The organism is Burkholderia sp. MSMB1072, assembly GCF_001524725.1.
Classification (GTDB): domain Bacteria; phylum Pseudomonadota; class Gammaproteobacteria; order Burkholderiales; family Burkholderiaceae; genus Burkholderia.
Genome location: NZ_LOYC01000056.1, coordinates 71,828 through 90,825, shown reverse-complemented (window position 1 = coordinate 90,825; position 18,998 = coordinate 71,828). Strand labels below are relative to the sequence as shown.

At 66.8% G+C, this 18,998-nt stretch carries 17 protein-coding genes and 1 pseudogene; 13 read left to right on the top strand and 5 right to left on the bottom strand.

All coding sequences use genetic code 11. From position 1 onward, the window contains the following. Window positions 1-109: 109 nt before the first annotated feature. The 7 genes and pseudogenes from WS89_RS34870 to WS89_RS25220 all read left to right on the top strand — a co-directional run bounded on the left by WS89_RS34870 (window position 110) and on the right by WS89_RS25220 (window position 7,800). Window positions 110-901, top strand: a pseudogene (locus WS89_RS34870) (DUF6678 family protein). A 136-nt stretch (window positions 902-1,037) separates the two neighbouring features. Then, a complete protein-coding gene (locus WS89_RS34445) occupies window positions 1,038-1,271 on the top strand; it encodes a hypothetical protein (RefSeq protein WP_156440611.1) in 234 nt (77 codons plus the stop codon). A 433-nt stretch (window positions 1,272-1,704) separates the two neighbouring features. After that, window positions 1,705-2,301 carry a Crp/Fnr family transcriptional regulator gene (locus WS89_RS25240; RefSeq protein ID WP_257128222.1) on the top strand — a complete coding sequence of 199 codons (597 nt, stop codon included), beginning with the start codon at window positions 1,705-1,707 and terminating at the stop codon, window positions 2,299-2,301. A 137-nt stretch (window positions 2,302-2,438) separates the two neighbouring features. Beyond that, window positions 2,439-3,374 (top strand): SDR family oxidoreductase, encoded by a 936-nt coding sequence (locus tag WS89_RS25235; RefSeq protein WP_059794198.1) that lies wholly within the window; start codon window positions 2,439-2,441, stop codon window positions 3,372-3,374. Window positions 3,375-3,832: 458 nt separating this feature from the next. Beyond that, window positions 3,833-5,302: a benzaldehyde dehydrogenase gene (locus WS89_RS25230; protein WP_059794196.1), complete on the top strand. Its 1,470-nt coding sequence runs from the start codon at window positions 3,833-3,835 to the stop codon at window positions 5,300-5,302. Window positions 5,303-5,316: 14 nt separating this feature from the next. Then, the gene (locus WS89_RS25225) at window positions 5,317-6,444 is read left to right on the top strand and encodes an NAD(P)-dependent alcohol dehydrogenase (protein ID WP_059794194.1); all 1,128 of its coding nucleotides are present in this window, start codon (window positions 5,317-5,319) and stop codon (window positions 6,442-6,444) included. 165 nt (window positions 6,445-6,609) lie between these two features. Then, window positions 6,610-7,800, top strand: a complete 1,191-nt coding sequence (locus WS89_RS25220; RefSeq protein ID WP_257128221.1) for a helix-turn-helix domain-containing protein — start codon at window positions 6,610-6,612, stop codon at window positions 7,798-7,800. On the opposite strand, the gene WS89_RS25215 is transcribed toward WS89_RS25220, so the two are convergent. Further along, complete coding sequence (locus WS89_RS25215; protein ID WP_059499291.1) at window positions 7,797-8,981, bottom strand: sugar transporter; 1,185 nt, start codon at window positions 8,979-8,981, stop codon at window positions 7,797-7,799. The two genes, WS89_RS25220 and WS89_RS25215, sit on opposite strands and share 4 nt — an antisense overlap. Before the next feature lie 196 nt (window positions 8,982-9,177). Here WS89_RS25215 and WS89_RS25210 point away from each other — a divergent pair, with 196 nt between their 5' ends. Continuing rightward, window positions 9,178-9,852: an HAD family hydrolase gene (locus tag WS89_RS25210; RefSeq protein ID WP_034209221.1), complete on the top strand. Its 675-nt coding sequence runs from the start codon at window positions 9,178-9,180 to the stop codon at window positions 9,850-9,852. Window positions 9,853-9,997: 145 nt separating this feature from the next. On the opposite strand, the gene WS89_RS25205 is transcribed toward WS89_RS25210, so the two are convergent. From WS89_RS25205 to WS89_RS25190, 4 genes are all read right to left on the bottom strand, one after another. Continuing rightward, entirely contained in the window at window positions 9,998-12,085 is a 2,088-nt protein-coding gene (locus WS89_RS25205) for an alpha-galactosidase (RefSeq protein ID WP_257128220.1), read from the bottom strand. A gap of 413 nt (window positions 12,086-12,498) precedes the next feature. Continuing rightward, window positions 12,499-12,687: a hypothetical protein gene (locus WS89_RS25200; RefSeq protein ID WP_059794192.1), complete on the bottom strand. Its 189-nt coding sequence runs from the start codon at window positions 12,685-12,687 to the stop codon at window positions 12,499-12,501. Between the two features lie 425 nt (window positions 12,688-13,112). Next, complete coding sequence (locus WS89_RS25195; RefSeq protein ID WP_059500499.1) at window positions 13,113-13,820, bottom strand: succinate dehydrogenase/fumarate reductase iron-sulfur subunit; 708 nt, start codon at window positions 13,818-13,820, stop codon at window positions 13,113-13,115. Between the two features lie 86 nt (window positions 13,821-13,906). Further along, on the bottom strand, window positions 13,907-14,149 hold the full coding sequence (locus WS89_RS25190; RefSeq protein ID WP_034209223.1) for a DUF6566 family protein: 243 nt from the start codon (window positions 14,147-14,149) through the stop codon (window positions 13,907-13,909). A gap of 176 nt (window positions 14,150-14,325) precedes the next feature. On the opposite strand from WS89_RS25190, the gene WS89_RS25185 reads away from it, so the two are divergent. The 5 genes from WS89_RS25185 to WS89_RS25165 are packed head-to-tail and all read left to right on the top strand — an operon-like array spanning window position 14,326 to window position 18,877. Then, the gene (locus tag WS89_RS25185; RefSeq protein WP_059780008.1) at window positions 14,326-15,021 is read left to right on the top strand and encodes an MgtC/SapB family protein; all 696 of its coding nucleotides are present in this window, start codon (window positions 14,326-14,328) and stop codon (window positions 15,019-15,021) included. After that, a complete protein-coding gene (locus WS89_RS25180; RefSeq protein ID WP_059794190.1) occupies window positions 15,018-15,356 on the top strand; it encodes a hypothetical protein in 339 nt (112 codons plus the stop codon). The genes WS89_RS25185 and WS89_RS25180 overlap by 4 nt, the downstream gene beginning before the upstream one ends. After that, the gene (locus tag WS89_RS25175) at window positions 15,353-17,548 is read left to right on the top strand and encodes a VTT domain-containing protein (RefSeq protein ID WP_059794188.1); all 2,196 of its coding nucleotides are present in this window, start codon (window positions 15,353-15,355) and stop codon (window positions 17,546-17,548) included. Before WS89_RS25180 ends, WS89_RS25175 begins: the two co-directional genes overlap by 4 nt. Further along, window positions 17,539-18,330 (top strand): endonuclease/exonuclease/phosphatase family protein, encoded by a 792-nt coding sequence (locus tag WS89_RS25170; protein WP_059500496.1) that lies wholly within the window; start codon window positions 17,539-17,541, stop codon window positions 18,328-18,330. Before WS89_RS25175 ends, WS89_RS25170 begins: the two co-directional genes overlap by 10 nt. 28 nt (window positions 18,331-18,358) lie before the next feature. Beyond that, a complete protein-coding gene (locus WS89_RS25165) occupies window positions 18,359-18,877 on the top strand; it encodes a phage protein NinX family protein (RefSeq protein ID WP_059794187.1) in 519 nt (172 codons plus the stop codon). The last annotated feature ends 121 nt before the right edge of the window (window positions 18,878-18,998 follow it).

Below are 18,998 nucleotides of genomic sequence, written 5' to 3'. Positions count from 1 at the left end.
GAAATGGAGCGTCCAATACTTTTGGTCGGGATTTTTGATACCTGATGGGTATGGAAATGCCGGTCAAGATGCGGAATATTGCGTTGCACCATACCTGATTTGGTTGGGTATGCGGGCTGGAAGGCTTGCTGGGGCGCGGTCGCGGGGGGCGGGATATCGCTTGGGTGAGAGCGCGATGCAGCTGCTTTCTGCAGCGGGAAAACCGGCCGAAATCGGCGGCCGGCCTGGGTCGATCAGGGTTTTCCTGATGGGAAAACGGTGGCGCGGGACGCGCCGGCGTTCGGTTTTGGTTTCCCCGAACGACAGGAAGGAAGTGGATAAGCGGTTATCGATCTTCGTCGTCGATGCTTATCGTTCATCAGAAATCGACGGCAGCTATTGGCTAGTTTCAGTCACTCGACTCCGGTGCTTAGATAGTCGACAATCGTGTGAAAGCGTATCGCGTCCCGCGACTGAATCAGGTGAGTACATGCAATCAAAGCTTCCTATGGCTGATGCCGTGCCACGTGGTATCAACAAGGCAAAAATTCAATCCCAAGTGCGCAACAAGTTTGCAGGGGCGTTGGCCAATGACACGAAATGGAACGAGCTAATTTCTTTCATGCGCGGTCTGGACGGGTGGCGACCTTCCTACCGTTCAAAGTGGGTCAATGGCCATGTATCCGCATAGGATGTCGAGTGGTTCTACCACCTGCCGTTTCCATTCGTGGGAGTTGAGTGGATTGATATCGGATTGCGTGAGCAGGCTTTGGTCAGGCACGAGACGATCGATCACTCAGTGCTTATCTTGAGTAAGCTCACAGAAATTGGCTTGGAGCTTGAGGCGAGATGTGGCGTTGCCAGAGTCTGGGGCTATGCCCCGAAGTCTTATGAAGATTTTCCGCCAGAAGCATCGCTCTGACCAACAGGGACGGAGGAGAGTCCGCCAGTTCAAGTTGGTCGATAGATTGCCTAGACCGTCGACAATCCTGGGAGGCAAGTGCACAACCCCTGATGACGCACCTGAAAACACTGCGTTCAACGAATACGAGCCGCTTATGCTGATTTGGGCACCAACACGGAAATCCCTTGATGGCCGAGGGGAAAGCCAGGGCACGACCGCGAAAGTCGCGATTGAAGAACTCGACGACGGAGTCTTTCTACTGATGCGGTACGAATCCCTGGACGCGCCATTTCCGACCTCTGATCATTTATATATGTCAATCGACGAGGCATACGACGAATGTGATTGCGTCTATGGCATCGGTCGCGATGATTGGCATCAAAAGTGACTGCATCCGGGACGTCGGGCATCGTCCTGGGACTCAGTACGAGGAGCTGTCATAGCTTGGCCACCAAACCGGCCGCTGATACGCGGCGCCGAGATCTCTTTTCTACTGGGATTTGAAGATTCCAATTCCTTTGCTCGGGCGTTCCACGCATGGACAGGAAAAACGCCGCAAAAGGCACGAACGGAAATGGGCGCGATCATCGGTGAGCCGAATACGGGGGTGGCTGGGGAGTAGAGAATTCCAACGACTCGTCGGGATTCGATCTGGGCCAGCCATCGGCCAAGAGCTGTCCTTTACTCTGGCAGGTTGATGTCCAATTTGATCACGTTCGCGAGCATTCGCCCCGCGAGCGCTACTTCAGGTCTCAGCAATGGATTCAAAAGGGCTGATCCATCGTCTTAACATGTCTCCCTCGCCGTCATGAGTACGGCATTTGCGACTCGATCTGGCCTGTGCCATATTGCGACTCATGCACGTAAACACTGTCCTACGCGACTATTTTTTTGAATTCGGCGAAGACGTCCATGTCGATGCCAATAAGCCACTGTTGCGTGCGAGCGAGGTCGCCAAATACCTGTACCTCATTCAGTCCGGTGCAGTGCGTCTCTGTGTGCGCAATGCCGAAGGTGCGGAAACTACAGTTCAGTTCTTCTTCGAAGATGACATGGTTTGCTCGCTGGAAAGCATGCTGAGCGGTTGCCCTAGCGGACTTGAACTGATCACTATGGAAGCATGCCAGTTGCGTGTGCTGCATCGGGATACGGTGCTGACCAAGTTTCAGTCCCATGCGACCATGCCATCCGAACTGCTGGCGCTCACGCAACAGCGACTCGTCGAGTACATCAATCTTTACACGACCGCCATCGCCCAAACGCCGACACAGCGCTACCAGACCATGCTGGTATCCCAGCCGGACAAGCTCGCACGGATTCCGCTGCACATTCTGGCGGGCTATCTGGGCGTGACCCCGGTGCATTTGAGCCGCATTCGGCGAAGACTGAAATCCGGCCCGGGATCACAGGCGTTCTGAACATTTGTAAATGACAGCATTGCATCGACCGCGCACCATCGGCCCATCACGACTTTCGTTGGGCCTCATCGAGCGTATCTCCCTGACGGAAGTAGAGCGACGGTATAACGACTCCCACATATTCCGGAGAACCTTCGATGGCGATTGATGCGTCTGTTGTACTGCAATTGGGCGGCGCGGCACTTTTAATCTGGGCACTGGTTGGGCTGGCCCGCTGGCTTTGGCTCTATCTTTGGCTACCACAGCGGTTGAATGGAGAGCACCTGGCCGAGCGTTTTGGCCCCGGAAGCTGGGCGCTCATCACCGCGGCCAGCGATGGACTGGGCAAAGCCTTCGCACAGGATCTGGCGCGCCACGGCTTCAACCTGATTCTGGTATCGCGCACGCAGTCCAAACTCGACCGATTAAAAGAGGAAATGCAGGCGCTGGGCGTTCAAGTTCGCACTGTGGCAGCAGACCTGTCGAACACCGCCCCGCAAACCTACGAATCCCTGGTCGCTGTTGCCCAGGATGTTGATTTGTCGGTGCTCATCAATTGCGTGGGCACCACGGTGCATCGGCGCTATGGCGATGTACCGCCCAAGACCCTGCGCCATTTGCTGGCCGTAAATGTCAGCACAACGGCCATCGTGACATACACGCTGCTTCCGCTCCTGTTGCGCCATGCCGCGTCCACCGGACGGCGTGCGGCGCTGTTGAACGTGGGCTCCATCGTCGGCCGATTTTACTGGCCTGGCACTCAGCTCTATGGGGCATGCAAGGCATTTATCGACCACCTGAGCATTCCACTGGCCTATGAGTATCGCGATCAGTTGGATGTGCTGTCCTTCCAGCCCACCGTAATGGCCACGGCCATGGCTGCAGGCACCGAACCAGCGGCCATCACCATCCCTCCACAACAGGCCGCACATGCTGCGCTGTCACAACTGGGGCACGTGCTGACGTCCCATGGCCACTGGCGCCATGGCCTAATGGCTGCGTTCTTGGCGGTCTTGCCACGCGGGATCCGCAATGCACTTCTCTTAAAACAGGCACTGGCAATGGGGGAGGTCGAGTTGGCGAGAAATGAGTAAGCGACGGAATCAGAAAGACTGCTCTGACGTCCAAAGAAGGGGCAGTAAGTTCCACCTCAATGGTTCGCTTGTAGGCAGGACGACCGAAGTTGGCAGTAAAGCAAGCATTCGCCGGAGTCGGGTGTGTGGCTGCAATGGGTCGGCAACCGCCGCGCCGAAGAAGCATGAAGCGCATACGTCTATCTCGGCGCAGCTGCGCGCCGAGCCTTCAGACGCGGAATAGGTCGTACCGCACAACGATATCTGCGTGTTATCCGACAGCATGCGGCAAAAACTCCACAGCAACTGTTCAATTTCCGCACACATAATCGCAAACACCTCCCAATCCACGCGCCCTCCGCGCGTGGGAAGAAACCCGGATAGCCCGCCACTCCGCCCCCGCCTACCCTCCCGCGCATGCCGGCCAGCACCCAAGCAAAAACCCGCCCCGGCCGATCCGAATTTCCCCAGGAGCGCACATGGATAGCACCCACCCCGCCCTATTCGACCCCGACGTCTGGCGCGGCAAGACCTTCACCGGCCGCTGGCACGCGAGCCCGCACGCGGCCGACGTGATCGAACCGGCGACCGGCAACACGCTTGGCCGCATCGGCCTCGCCGACGGCGCGGCCATCGCCGAAGCATCGGCCGCCGCCCACCGCACCCAGCCCGCATGGTTCGCCCTCCCCTACGACGAGCGCGCAGCGGTCCTGCGCCGCGCCGCAACCGTCGCGCAAACGCACTTCGACGCAATCGTCGACTGGCTCGTGCGCGAAAGCGGCTCGACGCGCGCGAAGGCGGCATTCGAAACGTCGGTCACGATCAAGGCGCTCCACGAAGCAGCCGGCCTGCCATCGCGCGCGGCCGGCGAAGTGCTGCCGTCCGCAGCCGGCCGGCTGTCGCTCGCGCGCCGCCGCCCGCGCGGCGTGGTCGGCGTGATCTCGCCGTTCAACTTCCCGCTGTACCTCGCGATGCGCGCGGTCGCACCCGCGCTCGCGCTCGGCAACGCGGTCGTGCTGAAGCCCGACCCGCGCACCGCCGTGTGCGGCGGCGTCGCGATCGCGCGCGTGTTCGAGCTCGCCGGCTTGCCGGAAGGCGTGCTGCACGTGCTGCCCGGCGACGGCGCGGCCGGCGCGGCGCTGGTCGCCGATCCGCACGTCGCGATGATCCAGTTCACCGGCTCCACCGCGGCCGGGCGCAAGGTCGGCGAAGCGGCGGGCCGTCACCTGAAGAAGGTGTCGCTCGAACTCGGCGGCAAGAACTCGCTGATCGTGCTCGACGATGCCGATCTCGACCGCGCGATCGCCAACACCGCATGGGGCGCGTACCTGCATCAAGGCCAGATCTGCATGGCGACCGGCCGCGTGCTCGTGCAGCGCGCGATTCACGATCGCTTCGTCGCGAAGCTCGTCGAGAAGGCGCGCAGCCTGCGCGTCGGCGACCCGGCCGCCGGCGACGTCGGCCTCGGCCCGCTGATCAACGCCGCGCAACGCGACCATGCCGCGAACCTGATCGACGCGGCGCGCCGCGCGGGCGCACGCGTGGAGACGGGCGGCGGCCATCGCGGCCTGTTCTTCGAGCCGACCGTGCTGAGCGGCGTCGCGCCGGGCAATCCGGCTTTCGACGAGGAGATTTTCGGGCCGGTGGCGGTCGTCGTGCCGTTCGATACCGACGAAGACGCGATCGCGCTCGCGAACCGGACCGAATACGGGCTGTCGATGGCGATCCTGTCGGCCGACGTCGGCCGCGCGCTACGCATCGGCGAGCGCTTGAACACCGGGCTGCTGCACATCAACGACCAGACGGTCAACGACGAGGCGATCAACCCGTTCGGCGGCGTCGGCGCGTCGGGCAATGGCTCGAGCATCGGCGGTGCGGCAAACTGGGAAGAATTCACGCAGTGGCAGTGGCTGACGATCAAGGGCGAAGCGCCGCTCTATCCGATTTGACGAGGAGACCGACCATGTACACCGAACACGATACACGCGCCGTCACCGCGGCCGTCGCGCGCGCCGCCGGCGCGCCCTTCTCGATCGAAGCGGCACGGATCCGCGCGCCGCGCGGCGACGAGGTGCTGGTGCGCGTCGTCGCGACCGGCTTGTGCCATACCGACCTGATCGTGCGCGACCAGTACTATCCGGTGCCGCTGCCGGCCGTGCTCGGTCACGAAGGCGCCGGCGTGGTCGAGGCGGTGGGCCCGAACGTGAAGACGCTCGCCGCGGGCGATCACGTCGTGCTGACCTACGGCGCGTGCGGCCACTGCGCGTCGTGCGTCGGCGGTCACGGCGCGTATTGCCGGCAGTTCTTCGCGCTGAATTTCGGCGGCGCCGACGCCGACGGGCAGACCGCGATCCGGGACGAAGCGGGGCAACCGCTGCACGATCATTTCTTCGCGCAGTCGTCGTTCGCGAGCTACGCGCTCGCGCGCGAGAACAACGCGATCAAGGTGCCGAAGGAAGCGCCGCTCGAGCTGCTCGGCCCGCTCGGCTGCGGGATCCAGACCGGCGCCGGCGCGGTGATCCATTCGCTCGCGGTGCGCCCGGGCAGCAGCTTCGCGAGCTTCGGCGCGGGCGCGGTCGGCATGAGCGCCGTGATGGCCGCGCGCATCGCGGGCGCGACGACGATCATCGCCGTCGACATCGTGCCGTCGCGGCTCGCGCTGGCGCTCGAGCTCGGCGCGACGCACGCGATCGACAGCCGGGAAGTCGACGTCGTCGACGCGATCCGCGAGATCACCGGCGGCGGCGCCGACTTCGCGCTCGAATCGACCGGGCTGCCGGCCGTGCTGTCGCAAGGGATCGAAGCGCTCGGCTCGCGCGGCACGATGGGCGTGGTGGGTGCGCCGAAGCTCGGCACGAAGGCCGAATTCGACGTGAACAGCCTGCTGCTCGGCGGCCACACGATCCGCGGCATCGTCGAAGGCGACAGCGTGCCGCAGACGTTCATCCCGCAGCTCGTGCAACTGCACCTGCAAGGGCGGTTTCCGTTCGACCGGCTGGTGAAGTTCTATCCGCTCGACCAGATCAACCAAGCGGCGGCGGACAGCAGCGACGGGAGCACGCTCAAGCCGATCCTGCGCTTGCCGCACTAGTTGGGGGCACCGCCGGCCGCCCGCCGACGCCAGTCGGCGCCATGCGGCGGGCGCCGTTGCCGGGAACGAAAATACCCGGCTTCGGGCACCGGGCTATATTACGCATTCGCGCGACACGCCGGGCCGGCAACACCGGCCCGGACATCGACCCAACTGGAGCGCAGCGTGAAGCCAGCCCCCGAATCCCTTTCACGGCCGGTCGACCTCGACCGGCTCCGCGCCCGCTTCGCCGCGGGCGAGCCGCTGCCGGAAACGGCCTTGCCGGCCAGCGTCGCGCGCTCGTGGCTGCGTTCGCGCGACGCCGGGCTGCGGCCGTGGCAAGCCGCCCGCTATGAAATGCAGCGCGAACTCGACGAATCGCGCGCGGACCGGCGGCTGATCCGCTGCGTCGCGCAGGAAATCGAACCGCTGTGGGCCGCATTCGGCGGCAGCGAATGGACGATCATGTGCGTCAATCCGCACGGCACGATCGTCCATGTGCGGCGCAGCCCGCAATGCGACGACGCGCTGCTCACGCCGATCGTCGCCGGACGCCGGATCGTCGAACCGAACATCGGCACGACCGCCCCGAGCTGCGTGATCCACGACGGCGCCGAAACCGTCGTCGCGGGCGCGCAGCACTATCTCGACGCATTTTCGCGGGTGTTCTGTCTCGCGGTGCCGCTGGTCGGCTTCGACGGCGAAGTGATCGGCGCGCTGGACATCACCGGCGTCGGCCGGCGCAACGTCGCGCAGTTGCGCGAGTCGTTCCGGCACGCGTCGCTGTCCGCCGAGCAGCGGCTCTATGCGATGCTGCGCGACTGCCATCTGCTGCAGGTTCAGCATGACGCGCGCTGGCTCGGCACGCCGCTCGCCGGCGTCGTCGCGCTCGACGCAGCGGGCCGCGTGCGCGCGGTGAGCCGGCTGGCGCGCCGCATGCTCGATCTCGCGCCGGACGGGCCGCTCGGGCCGTACGATCTCCGGCAACTGTTTCCCGGCGCGACGCCCGCGCAGCAGCGTCGCTTGCTGACACCGTCGCGCACGCCGCAGCGGATCGCGCGCGACGACGGTAGCCACGTATGGGTGCGCACCGTGCGTGCGCCGCTCGATCGCGCGACGCCCGCGCGTCAGGCCGATGTGCTGGAAGAAGCCGCCGACGTATGCAACCCGGCGCCGGCCGCCAGTCCGCAGACGAGCCTGCACGAACAGTCGCTCGATGCGATCCGCCGCGCGCTCGACGAGCACGACGGCAATGTGTCGGCGGCCGCGCGGCAACTCGGCATTTCACGCACGACGCTGTACGCGAAACTTCGGCAGCTCGATGCGGCGGGGATCCGGCACGACGGGCCGCATCGACGATTCGGGACGAAGCCCTAAGCCGCTGCCCGCCGCTCATGCAGCCGCAACGCGAGCCACGCGATTCCGGCCGCGAAGATCGCGACCACGCCGCCGAAGGTGCCGATCCACGGCAGCCCGAAGTCGCCCGCGATATGGTTGCCGAGCAGCGCGCCGGCGCCGATGCCGACGTTGTACAGCCCGGAATAGATCGATACGGCCAGATCGGTCGCCTCCGGCGCCAGCTTCAGCACCCACGCCTGCATCGCCAGCCCGAAACAGACGATCGCGCCGCCCCACGCCAGCGTGTGCACGGACAGCGTGACGACGTTCAGCGCGCACGGGAACAGGATCAGCAGGCAGCCCGACAGCGCGACGATCGACGCCAGCAGGAAATCGTCGGGCCGGTGCGGATAGAGGCGATTGAAGCAGACCGCGGCCGGCAGGCCGGCGACGCCGAACAGGATCAGCACGTACGTGATCCGGCTGCTGCTCGCATGGTTGACGCTCTGCACGAACGGTTCGATGTACGTGTACGACGTGAAGTGCGCGGACACGACGAGCACGGTGATCGCGTACAGCGCGACCAGCGCCGGCTTGCGCAGGAACACCCCGATGCTGCTCAGCGATCCTGCGCCCTGGCTCGGCAGCAACGGCAACGTGGCGCGCAGCAACAGCAACGCGACGCCTGCCGCGCCCGCGATGATCAGGAACGTGACGCGCCAGCCGAACGCCTCGCCGATCACGCGGCCGAGCGGAATCCCGGCCACCATCGCGATCGCCGAGCCCATCGCGAGCAGGCTGAGCGCACGGCTTTTGCGGTCGCTCGGCGCGAGCCGCACGGCGAGCGGGACCGAAATCGACCAGAACACCGCATGCGCGCACGCGATGCCGAGCCGGCCGATCATCAGCACCGTGAAATTCCACGCGACGCCGGTCACGACGTGGCTGCCGACGAACACCAGCAGCGCGACGCTCAACAGCTTGCGGCGCTCGACGTGACGCGTGACGAACGTCAGCGGCAGCGATACGACGGCAACGGCCCATGCGTAGATCGTCAGCATCAGGCCGACTGCGGTCGGCTGCATCTGCAGGCTGTCGCCGATCGCGCTCAGCAGCGCGACGGGCACGAATTCGGTGGTATTGAAGATGAAAGCGGCGAGTGCCAGGGCCAGAACGCCCCACCACGATTGTTCGGAACTGACGGCGTCGGGGGTTGCCATACGGGAATTCGAAGGTTGGGCGCGCGGGCGGCCCGCCCGGCGCATCGGCGCGATTGTACCAGCGCTGTTCGACACGCTGCCGCGGGCGCGGCGCGTGCCACGCGGGACATGGCGGTGACACGGCCGCGCGCCGATAATGTAACGAACCGTGTTTTGCCGACGATTTGCCCGAACGCTACCGGGCCAGGAGATTCGCATGCGTATTGAAACGTCATTTCTGTTCGATCTCGACGGCACGCTCGTCGACAGCGTCTATCAGCACGTACTCGCGTGGAAAGAAGCGCTCGATGCCGAAGGCATCGAGCTGTCGGTGTGGCGCATTCACCGCAAGATCGGGATGAGCGGCGGCCTGTTCCTGAATCAGCTGCTGCGCGAGACGGCCGGCGACATCGACGCGGCGCGCGTCGAGCGGCTCGCGCGGCTGCATGCGGCCGCATACCAGCGGCTGCGCGCGCAGGTCCGGCCGCTGCCGGGCGCGCGCGAGCTGCTGGCCGCGCTGTCGAATGCCGGCATCCGCTGGGCAATCGCGACCAGCGGGCGGATGGAAACCGCGGCGATCAATCTCGAGGCGCTCGGCGTCGATCCGGCGAAGAACGTGGTCGTCACGCGCGATCAGGTGAAGTATGCGAAGCCGGACCCGGACCTGTTCCTGACCGCCGCCGCGAAGCTGAACGTGCCGATCGAGCATACGGTGGTGGTCGGCGACAGCATCTGGGACATGCTCGCCGCCGCCCGCTGCCGCGCGCTCGGCGTCGGCCTGCTGTCAGGCGGGTATGGCAGCGACGAACTGGAACGCGCCGGCGCACTGCGCGTGTACGACGACCCGGCGGACCTGCTGTGGCACCTCGACGAGGTGGCGGCGCGGCCCTGAGCGCCGGGCGACCTGTTGACGTCGGCAACCGGCCCACACGAGGGTCGGTGCGGCAAGCGCATGTAAATTTCCGGCAGCTTGCGTGGGCGACAAGCTCGACGTGAAGGCGCGGCCTGCCTGAATCGGCAGGCCGCGCGCATCGTCGTTACTGCTTCACCGGAGCGGCGATGCCGTCGATGTCGGGCGCCCAGCCCGTGGGGTTCGAGAATCGCAGCGTGTTCGCACTGCCCTGCTGGAACGTGCCGGTCACCGTCAGCGTCGATACGTTCCCCCAGCCGCCGGTCGACGGGAACGATACCGTGACCGGCGTCGCGCCGTCGAAGCTGATCTGCGCGTTACGCGGCGCCCCATCGCCGTTCGCATAGCTGATCGAAACACTATACGTCCCGCTCGCCGCCACGCTGATGCCGTTGATCGTCAGCGTGCCGTTGCTGGTTCCGTCGCCGTTGCCGATGTAGCCGACGTCCTGGCCGCCCGAGCAGCCGTTGCAGGACGCAACGCGCGCCGCACCACCGAGCGTGTTGGCGGGCGCCTCGGCTTCGTACGCCAGCGGCGGCGGGGGCGGCAGTTTCACAGGCCCGGCCACCACGGCGACCGACGCGATCTCGGGCGCCGGCGTGGCACCGTCCAGGCTCGACAGCGTCAACGTGTTCAGCCCCGACTTCAGCCCGACGTATACCGTCACGGTGCCGACAGACGCACCGGCAGGCGGAAATGCCACCGTCGTCGGATTGCCGCCGTTCACGCCGAGCTGCGCTTTGGCGGTTTCCGGCCCGGCATTCAGGTAAGCGATCCGGACGAAGCCGCCGACCGTCGACGACGCGACGTTGTCGAACGTCACCGTGCCCAGCCCCGTGACTTTCCTGCCGCCCGCACAAGCGATGCAATTCGCATACGCGGCGCCCCCCGACAGCGTGCTCGGCAGGAACGTGGACGACGGCGCGTCCTTGCCGCGCAGCACCAGCATCACGGTGCCTCCGGCCGGAACGCTCGCGACCGTATAGGTGTCGGCGGCCGTGCCGAGATTCTTGTGCGCCCAGACATCGCGCACCGTGGCTCGGGTGCCCGCAGCCAGCCCCAGTTGCTTCCACGTCACCGTCATCGGGCTCGCCGCGGCGCCGGTGTTGAACAGCAGGACCGCACGCCTTCCGCTGCCGGCCAGCAGCTTCGCCCAGATCTGCTGCCCGTTGGCGTCCGCGACCTTCAATCCCTGCAATCCCAGCGCATCCTGGTCGATTGCGATCAGTTCGGGGTTGGTGAGCAGGGTCACGCTGTCGCTCGAAAGCGGCTTCGACAGATCGTTGCCGAGGATCATCGGCGCGCCGGCGATCGCCCATAGATTCACGTGAGCGAGATCGTTCGCCGCCGTCATGCCCATGCCGGCAACCATCATGTCGGGATCGTTGTAGTAGCCGGTGTGCTGCCCTTCCGGATGATAGTTTCCGTTGAAGTTGCCCAGCACCGAGCTGAACTTCGGAACGCCGCTTCCGGGGCCGTAGATGTCCCCCGTCGTACGCCACGACGTGGCGATCCCCGCGCCCCAGGCCCACGGCCCCAACCCCGCATCGGGATAACCGCTCTTGCCCAACGTGCCCCAGTCGCACATGTTCAGCACCAGCAGCTTTCCGGTAGCGGCGTAGGCTTTCTGAATGGCCTGCGAAATGGCCGTATACGCTTGTTGCGGATCGTATCCGGCCGCGCTGCCGCCGCACCAGTCGACCTTGACGAAGTCGTAGCCCCATTGAGCGAACTGCAGGAAATCGTGATCGTAGTGCGCGTAATCGCTGCCGACGAAGTGCACGCCGTTCGTGCTACCGCAGCCCTGCGGCCCGGAGTCGATATAGATGCCCGCCTTCAGCCCCTTGCCGTGAATGTAGTCGGCCATCGCCTTCATGCCGCCCGGCCACTGGTTGGTGGGATTGCCGTTCATGTCGACGTTGATGATGAAGTTGCCGTTCGCGTCGCGCTTTCGGGAGGTCCACCAGCCTTCGTCGATATTCACATACTGGTATTTGTTGCCCGACGCAATGCTTTCGTTCAGCTTGGCCAACCCGTCCGCTTGCGCCTTGATCGTATCGAAACTGACATCTTCCGCGAGGCTGTTCCATGACGACCAGCCCATCGGCGGAGGATTCACGGCGATCTGCTTTCGCGCGGCCGGTGCCGCGTCCATCGTCGTGCCACCGTCGGACGTCGCGGCCGTCTCGGTACCGCCGGCTCCGGTAGCCGCCATCGCGACGCTGCTACTGACGGAGGCGGGGCTCGTATCGTCACCGCCGCACCCGGATATCACGCCGGCCGCCAGCAGCATGCCGACCGTCAATATTCCTAACTTATTTTTCAAATTCATCTGCGTCTCCAGATTATTTGAGTGGCGCGTACCCGTGTGTGCGGCACGCGTTCGCAGATTAGTGAGTTCCTTGGCGTTTATTCAATCTTTGCGACGCGCGGCCAGATACTGGGATCATTTCCGCAAGCAATCCGAAAGATGCAATTATTCAAGCGATTCAATCAATTTCGGTTGACAGTCTTATGCTGCCGGACCGCTCCCACCGGCGTGGATAGCGTCGTCTTGCTGTCCGATCCTGTCGATGCATGAGCCGAGCAGCCGGGTCGCGGCGTGCGACGATCTCGCCAGCAACCCGCTTATCGCGTCGACATGCCCCGCAGGCCCTGCGTCTCGATTTCTGCGTGGATCGCGACTATCGCATGCTCCTGCACCATCGCAAATGCGCCCTTGATCGCGTACACATGCCGCAGCATTGCTTCGGTATCCTTATTCGCTATCGCGGCGCGCGTCTGGACAATCGCGTTCATCCAGGCGTTGACGGTCAAGGCGATTTATATGAGACCAAAAAGATGACCTCGGTGAGGCGTGGAGGCGGCTAAGCGGACAAATGCACGGGATTGAAGGTTGGCACGTGAACCGGGATTCGAGGTTTGTGCGCTGAATGTCGAGAACGATCGGAGGCACATGGTCGAGCATCGAACGTACGTCGGGGCCTCCAGCACGGTGATCCCGAGACACATTGCGAATGACGCAGCGACCACGACCCACGTCATGCGCTATTCATAGTTTCAGCCGGCAACCATGCCGAAGCGATAGACCTTTCCACGACGACCCATCGAAGTCGTCCGCGTCGCGCTTCATCGCCATGTCGCCTTCCAGGATGGACGGCCGGACTGCGCAACGACCTCTGCTGCAACGACTGATCGCAGTGTTGTCACAAGTTCCACGGCACGCATTCAGGCGTCACACGTCACACCGTCCGCCTGACCAGCATCGTCCGGATTTCCGAAATCGCCTTCGTCGGATTCAGCCCCTTCGGACACACGTCCGTGCAGTTCATGATCGTCCGGCAGCGGAACAACCGGTACGGATCCTCGAGATCGTCGAGCCGCTCGGCCGTCGCCAGATCGCGCGAATCGGCGATGAAGCGGTACGCCTGCAGCAGCCCGGCCGGCCCGACGAACTTGTCCGGGTTCCACCAGTAGCTCGGGCACGACGTCGAACAGCACGCGCACAGGATGCATTCGTACAACCCGTCGAGCTGGTCGCGCTCTTCCGGCGATTGCAGCCGCTCGCGCGCGGGCGGCGTCGTGTCGTTGATCAGGTATGGCCGGATCGAATGGTACTGGTTGAAGAAGTCGGTCATGTCGACGATCAGGTCGCGCACCACCGGCAGCCCAGGCAACGGCCGCAGCACGATCTCGCGCGGCAGCGTCTGCATGTTGGTCAGGCATGCGAGGCCGTTCTTGCCGTTGATGTTCATCGCGTCCGAGCCGCAGATCCCCTCGCGGCACGAGCGCCGGTACGCGAGCGTCTCGTCGTCGCGCTTCACGCGGCCGAGCACGTCGAGCAGCATGCGGTCGGCCGGGTCCACGTCGATCTCGTAGCGCTGCAGGTACGGCTGCGCGTCGCGATCGGGGTCGTAGCGGTAGATATGCAGGGTGCGCGGATCGCTCATCGGTTCCTCCCGGCGCGGGGCCGGCATGGGTTCACGGGTGCTGCGGGGTGGCGTTGCGGCACACGGCGCCGCAAGCGCCATGCCGGTCAATCGTCGTCCACGCGCTTGTCGACCAGATAGCGGCCGCGCTCGACGCCCGCGCGCAGCGCCTCGACCTCGGTCAGCCATTCGGGGCCGGCGGCCTCCGGTACAGCCAGTTCGATGCGCGCGCCGGCGGCGTACACCTGTACCTCGTCGCGCCACGCGCCTCGCTCGTTGGGCCGCGCCCATACGAGGATTTCGTGACCGCGATACGGATCTCGAACCTGTGCGTCCTGTTGATGTGCCACGGTGGCCTCCTGTCTTATCTGCGATGACGATGCAAAAAATGCGCGCCGGCGGCGCGCCGCGCACGCCATCGGTCTCGTGCGCACGCGTCGTGCCCGGCCGGCACGCCGCTTGCGTCCCTTTTCCGCATCGAAGCGCAACGGGCCCGCATCGCGCAGGGCCGGAAAGGATGCACATCATGATCGGCCACCTCGAATTACTCGGACGCCTGCTGCTGGCCGCGCTGCTCGGCAGCGTGATCGGGCTCGAACGCGAGCGCCTGAACTGGGCCGCCGGGCTGCGCACGCACATGCTCGTGTGCGTGGGCGCCGCGCTCGTGATGCTGGTGTCGACGTTCGGCTTCGAGGACGTGCGCGGGCAAAACGGCGTCGTGCTCGATCCGTCGCGGGTCGCCGCGCAGGTGGTGTCCGGCATCGGCTTTCTCGGCGCGGGCTCGATCCTGCTGCGCGGCGAAATGGTGCGCGGGCTGACGACGGCCGCGAGCCTGTGGGCGGTGGCCGGCGTCGGGCTCGCCGCGGGCGGCGGCATGGTGGTTGCGTCGATCGGCGCCACCGCGATCGTGCTCGCGATCCTCGCGGGCGTGAAGCCGCTCGAGCGCCGCTTCATCGCGCAGCGCCAGCAGCGCACGCTGCTGCTCGTGGCCGAGCGCGGCGGCCTGACGCTCGGCACGCTGCACGAAGCGCTCGGTCCCGGCCGCGTGCGCGTGAAACGGTTCATCGTCCAGCAGTCGGACGACGATCCGGACACCGACGACATCTCCGTCTCGTTCTCGCGCACGAGCGGGCCGGAATTCGCGGCGATCTGCGAGACGCTGCAAAACATCGCGTGCGTCCGGACCTGTCGACCCGACACCTCGTCAAGGAGTTTCGCGTGACCCAGACCGACCTGCTCTCCTATCTCGTGACGAGCCAACTGGCCGCGCGCATGCGCAGCGGGGCCTGGCTCACGACCGGCCAGCTGGTCGGCGCGCTGCGCGCGTGGCTCGCGTGCCGCCACGCCGAATGCGACTGGCTGGACCGGATCAGGATCGCGCACGCGTCGGCGACGATCGCGCAGGAGATCTACGAGATCGCGGTCGCGCACGGCGATCCGCACAGCGGCGAACGCGTGCGGATCGACGCGGATTCGCCGGAACTGCAGGCGCTGCGCGCACGCTGCGATACGCTGTTGCAGTGGCTCGACGGCGACCGGGACGTCGGCGCCCGATGATCGTGCCCGATCGCATCGCCCCCGCCGACGACCGTCGGCTCGACGCCGCGCCGGCGGACGGCCCGCTGCGGCACGGCCTGCTCGAGCGCGGGCGCAACTGCGACGCGATCCGCGGCGCGGACCGCTTCGCGATGCTGGTCGACGGCGACGCGTACTTCTCGACGCTGCGCGCGGCGCTGCTGCGCGCACGCCATACGGTGTTCATCGTCGGCTGGGACGTGGACAGCCGGATGCGGCTCGCGCCGGGCGGCGCCGACGACTCGTTGCCCGACACGCTCGCGGCCTTCCTGCACGCGCTCGCATCCGCCCGCCATAACCTGCGCATCTACGTGCTCGCGTGGGACTTCGCGATGATCTACGCGCTGGAGCGCGACTGGCCGCCCGTGTATCGGGCCGGCTGGCGCGCGCATCGCGGCATCCGGTTCCGGCTCGACGATGCGCACCCGCGGGGCGCGTCGCATCATCAGAAGCTGGTCGTGATCGACGATCGGCTCGCGTTCGTCGGCGGCCTCGACCTGACGCGCGCCCGCTGGGACACGCCCGCGCATGCGGCGGACGATCCGCGCCGCCGCGACGAGCACGGCATGCCGTACGGGCCGTTCCACGACGTGCACGCGATGTTCGACGGCGACGCCGCCGCCGCGATCGGCGAACAGGCGCGCTCCCGCTGGCTGCAGGCATGCGGCCGCCCGATCGCGATCCGCGCGCGGCGCCATCTCGACCGGGCGGACGACGACCCGTGGCCGCCCGATGCGCGCGTCGACGTGCGCGACGTGCGGCTCGGCATCGCGTACACGGCGCCGCGCCACGGCGGCCGCGAGCCGGTGCGGCAGGTGCGCGCGCTCGTCGAGGACGCGATCCGCGCCGCACGGCGGCACCTGTATGTCGAAAACCAGTACTTCACCGCAGCGGTCGTGCGCGAAGCGTTGTCCGCGCGCCTTGCCGACGCGCACGGGCCGGACGTGACGGTCGTCGCGCCGCGCGTGCAAAGCGGCTGGCTGCAGGAAGCGACGATGGGCGTGCTGCGCGCGCGGCTGCACGCGACGCTCGCGGCGGCCGACCGCTTCGATCGTTACCGGCTGCTGTATCCGCACGTCGACGGGCTCGGCGACGCGTGCGTGAACGTGCACAGCAAGGTCGCGATCGTCGACGACGAATGCATCGTGATCGGCAGCGCGAACCTGAACAACCGCTCGATGCTGCTCGATACCGAATGCTGCATCGCGCTCGTCGCGGCCGGCGACGCACGCATTCGCGGCGCGATCGCCCGCATGCGCGAGCGGCTGCTGGCCGAGCATCTCGGCACGACGCCCGATGCGGTGGCCGACGCGTTCGCGTGCGGGGAACGGCCGAACGTCGTGCTCGACCGGCTGCGCGCGAAGCCGGGCCGCACGCTGCGCACGCTCGACCCGGCCGTGTCGCCGCAATTCGAGGCGCTCGTGCCGGTCAGCGCGCGGCTCGACCCCGAGCAGCCGATCGAGCCGGACCGGTTCGTCCGCGAATTCGTGCCGCACGAGCAGCATCGCTCGCTCACCGCGCGCTTTTTCGTACTGGGGGCGATCGTGCTGGCCATCGCCGCGCTGGCGCTCGCGTGGCGCTTCACGCCGCTGGGCGTGCACCTGAACGTCGCGTCGCTGTCGCGCGCAGTGGCCGGCATCGCGCGGCTGCCGGCCGCGCCGGCGCTGCTGCTCGCGGCCTACGTGGTCGCGGCGACCTTCGCGGTGCCGATCACGCTGCTGATCGCCGCGACGGGGCTCGTGTTCGGCGCGTGGCCGGGCTTCGCGTATGCGGGAGTCGGTTCGATGGCGGCCGCCGCGGCGACCTACGCGCTCGGTCGCTGGCTCGGGCGCGACGCGGTGCGCCGGCTCGCCGGCCCGCGCGCGAACCGGCTGAGCGAGCACATCGGCCGGCGCGGCGTGGTCGCGATGGCCGTGCTGCGGCTGCTGCCGATCGCGCCGTTCACCGTCGTGAACCTCGTCGCCGGCGCGTCGCACATCGGGCTGCGCGACTTCCTCGTCGGCACCGCGCTCGGGATGCTGCCCGGCATCGTGCTGACCGTCACGTTCGCGCACCAGTTGACGGCCGCGCTCAGTCATCCCGGGCCGGGCGCGTTCGCGTGGCTCGCGGCGATCGGCCTCGCGCTCGTCGGCGTGTCGATCCTGCTCGTGAGGATGCTGCGACGATGGCGCTGAGCACGCACGCGGCCCCGCCGCCGCAGGTCGTCACCGCCGACGCGGCGCCCGTCGCCGCGCCGGGCGGGCGCGACCTGCGGATCGCGACCTACAACATCCGCGGCGGCTACGGCGTGTGGCACGCGCGCGCGGCCGACCGGATCGCGGCGGTGATCGACGAACTCGACGCGGACGTGATCGCGCTGCAGGAAGTACCGCTCGGCGGCACGCGCGCGCCGGACGTGCTCGCGCACCTGCGCGACGCGACCGGCATGCACGCGGTGGCCGGCCCGACGATCGACACGCCCGAGCGCCGCTACGGCAACGCGGTGCTGTCGCGCTGCCCGATCCGCGCGGCGCGCACGCTCGACCTGTCGTTCCACCCGCGCGAGCCGCGCGGCGCGCTCGACGCCGACATCGACTGCAGCGCCGGCACGATCCGCGTGGTCGCGACCCATCTCGGGCTGTCGGCCAGCGAGCGCAGCGCGCAGGTGCAGCGGCTGCTCGCGGCGTTCGACACGGGCGCGATGCCGGTGATCCTGCTCGGCGACATCAACGAATGGTTCGTGCGCGGCCGCGCGCTGCAAGCGCTCGTCACGCGGTTCCGGCGCGCGCCCGCGCCGCGCACGTTTCCGACCGTGTGGCCGGTGTTCTCGCTGGACCGGATCTGGATCCATCCGGGCGAGTTGCTGGTGGACGTGGTCGTGCATCGCAGCGCGCGGGCACGGCACGCGTCCGATCACTACCCGCTGGTGGCCCGGATGCGCGCGACGCCCGCGACGGGCACGGCACTTGCGCGGTGAGCTTTTTTCGATACGACGGAGCCCGCTCATGCGAACCGACGCACTCGACGGAAAGGATCTCGATTACTGGTGCGCACGCGCGTTGTGCGCGGATGACGAAGACACGCTGCGCTTCACGGCCGTCTCGCCCACCGTCGTCGTGACGGCCGCATGCGACGCGCTCCGGCACCTCGACGCGCCGTTCGCGCCTTCGGCATCGTGGGCCGATGCCGGCGCGGTGCTCGATCGCGTGACCGACCTGCGGATTGCCGGCCACGGCAACACCGTCGAATGCGACGCGACCTTCGTCGACGGCCCGTCGACCTGCGGTGCTCGCGGCCGCACGGCGCGCGAAGCGCTGCTGCGCGCGTTCGTGCGCGCGCGCTTCGGCGACGAGGTGGACGAGCCGCCGCCGTTCCCGCACCGGATCGAACATGGCGCGGTGGTGCGGTATGACCCGGGAGCGCCGATTCCGGACACGGATGACGATCCGGCGGCCGGCGACCCGGCGGCCGGCGATCCGGCGACAGGAGACAGTTCGGATATCCGGTCGATACCGCGCATGTAAGTGCAGCCGCCGGTCCGTCAGGCATGTAAAAACGACAGCCCCTTCAATTCGCATTCCCGCGGACGCCCCGCCCCGCCGACGGTCGCGCAGCAGGCACGCGCGTTGCGACGCACCGGCTTTA

Bases quoted from the DNA above. Each gene is read 5' to 3' on its own strand.
- WS89_RS25225 (WP_059794194.1), top strand. From the start codon at position 5,317: ATGTACACCGAACACGATACACGCGCCGTCACCGCGGCCGTCGCGCGC.
- WS89_RS25185 (WP_059780008.1), top strand. From the start codon at position 14,326: ATGATCGGCCACCTCGAATTACTCGGACGCCTGCTGCTGGCCGCGCTG.
- WS89_RS25165 (WP_059794187.1), top strand. From the start codon at position 18,359: ATGCGAACCGACGCACTCGACGGAAAGGATCTCGATTACTGGTGCGCA.
- WS89_RS25210 (WP_034209221.1), top strand. From the start codon at position 9,178: ATGCGTATTGAAACGTCATTTCTGTTCGATCTCGACGGCACGCTCGTC.
- WS89_RS34445 (WP_156440611.1), top strand. From the start codon at position 1,038: ATGCTGATTTGGGCACCAACACGGAAATCCCTTGATGGCCGAGGGGAA.
- WS89_RS25175 (WP_059794188.1), top strand. From the start codon at position 15,353: ATGATCGTGCCCGATCGCATCGCCCCCGCCGACGACCGTCGGCTCGAC.
- WS89_RS25235 (WP_059794198.1), top strand. From the start codon at position 2,439: ATGGCGATTGATGCGTCTGTTGTACTGCAATTGGGCGGCGCGGCACTT.
- WS89_RS25205 (WP_257128220.1), bottom strand. From the start codon at position 12,085: ATGGCGGCTACCGGAGCCGGCGGTACCGAGACGGCCGCGACGTCCGAC.
- WS89_RS25215 (WP_059499291.1), bottom strand. From the start codon at position 8,981: ATGGCAACCCCCGACGCCGTCAGTTCCGAACAATCGTGGTGGGGCGTT.
- WS89_RS25170 (WP_059500496.1), top strand. From the start codon at position 17,539: ATGGCGCTGAGCACGCACGCGGCCCCGCCGCCGCAGGTCGTCACCGCC.
- WS89_RS25195 (WP_059500499.1), bottom strand. From the start codon at position 13,820: ATGAGCGATCCGCGCACCCTGCATATCTACCGCTACGACCCCGATCGC.
- WS89_RS25230 (WP_059794196.1), top strand. From the start codon at position 3,833: ATGGATAGCACCCACCCCGCCCTATTCGACCCCGACGTCTGGCGCGGC.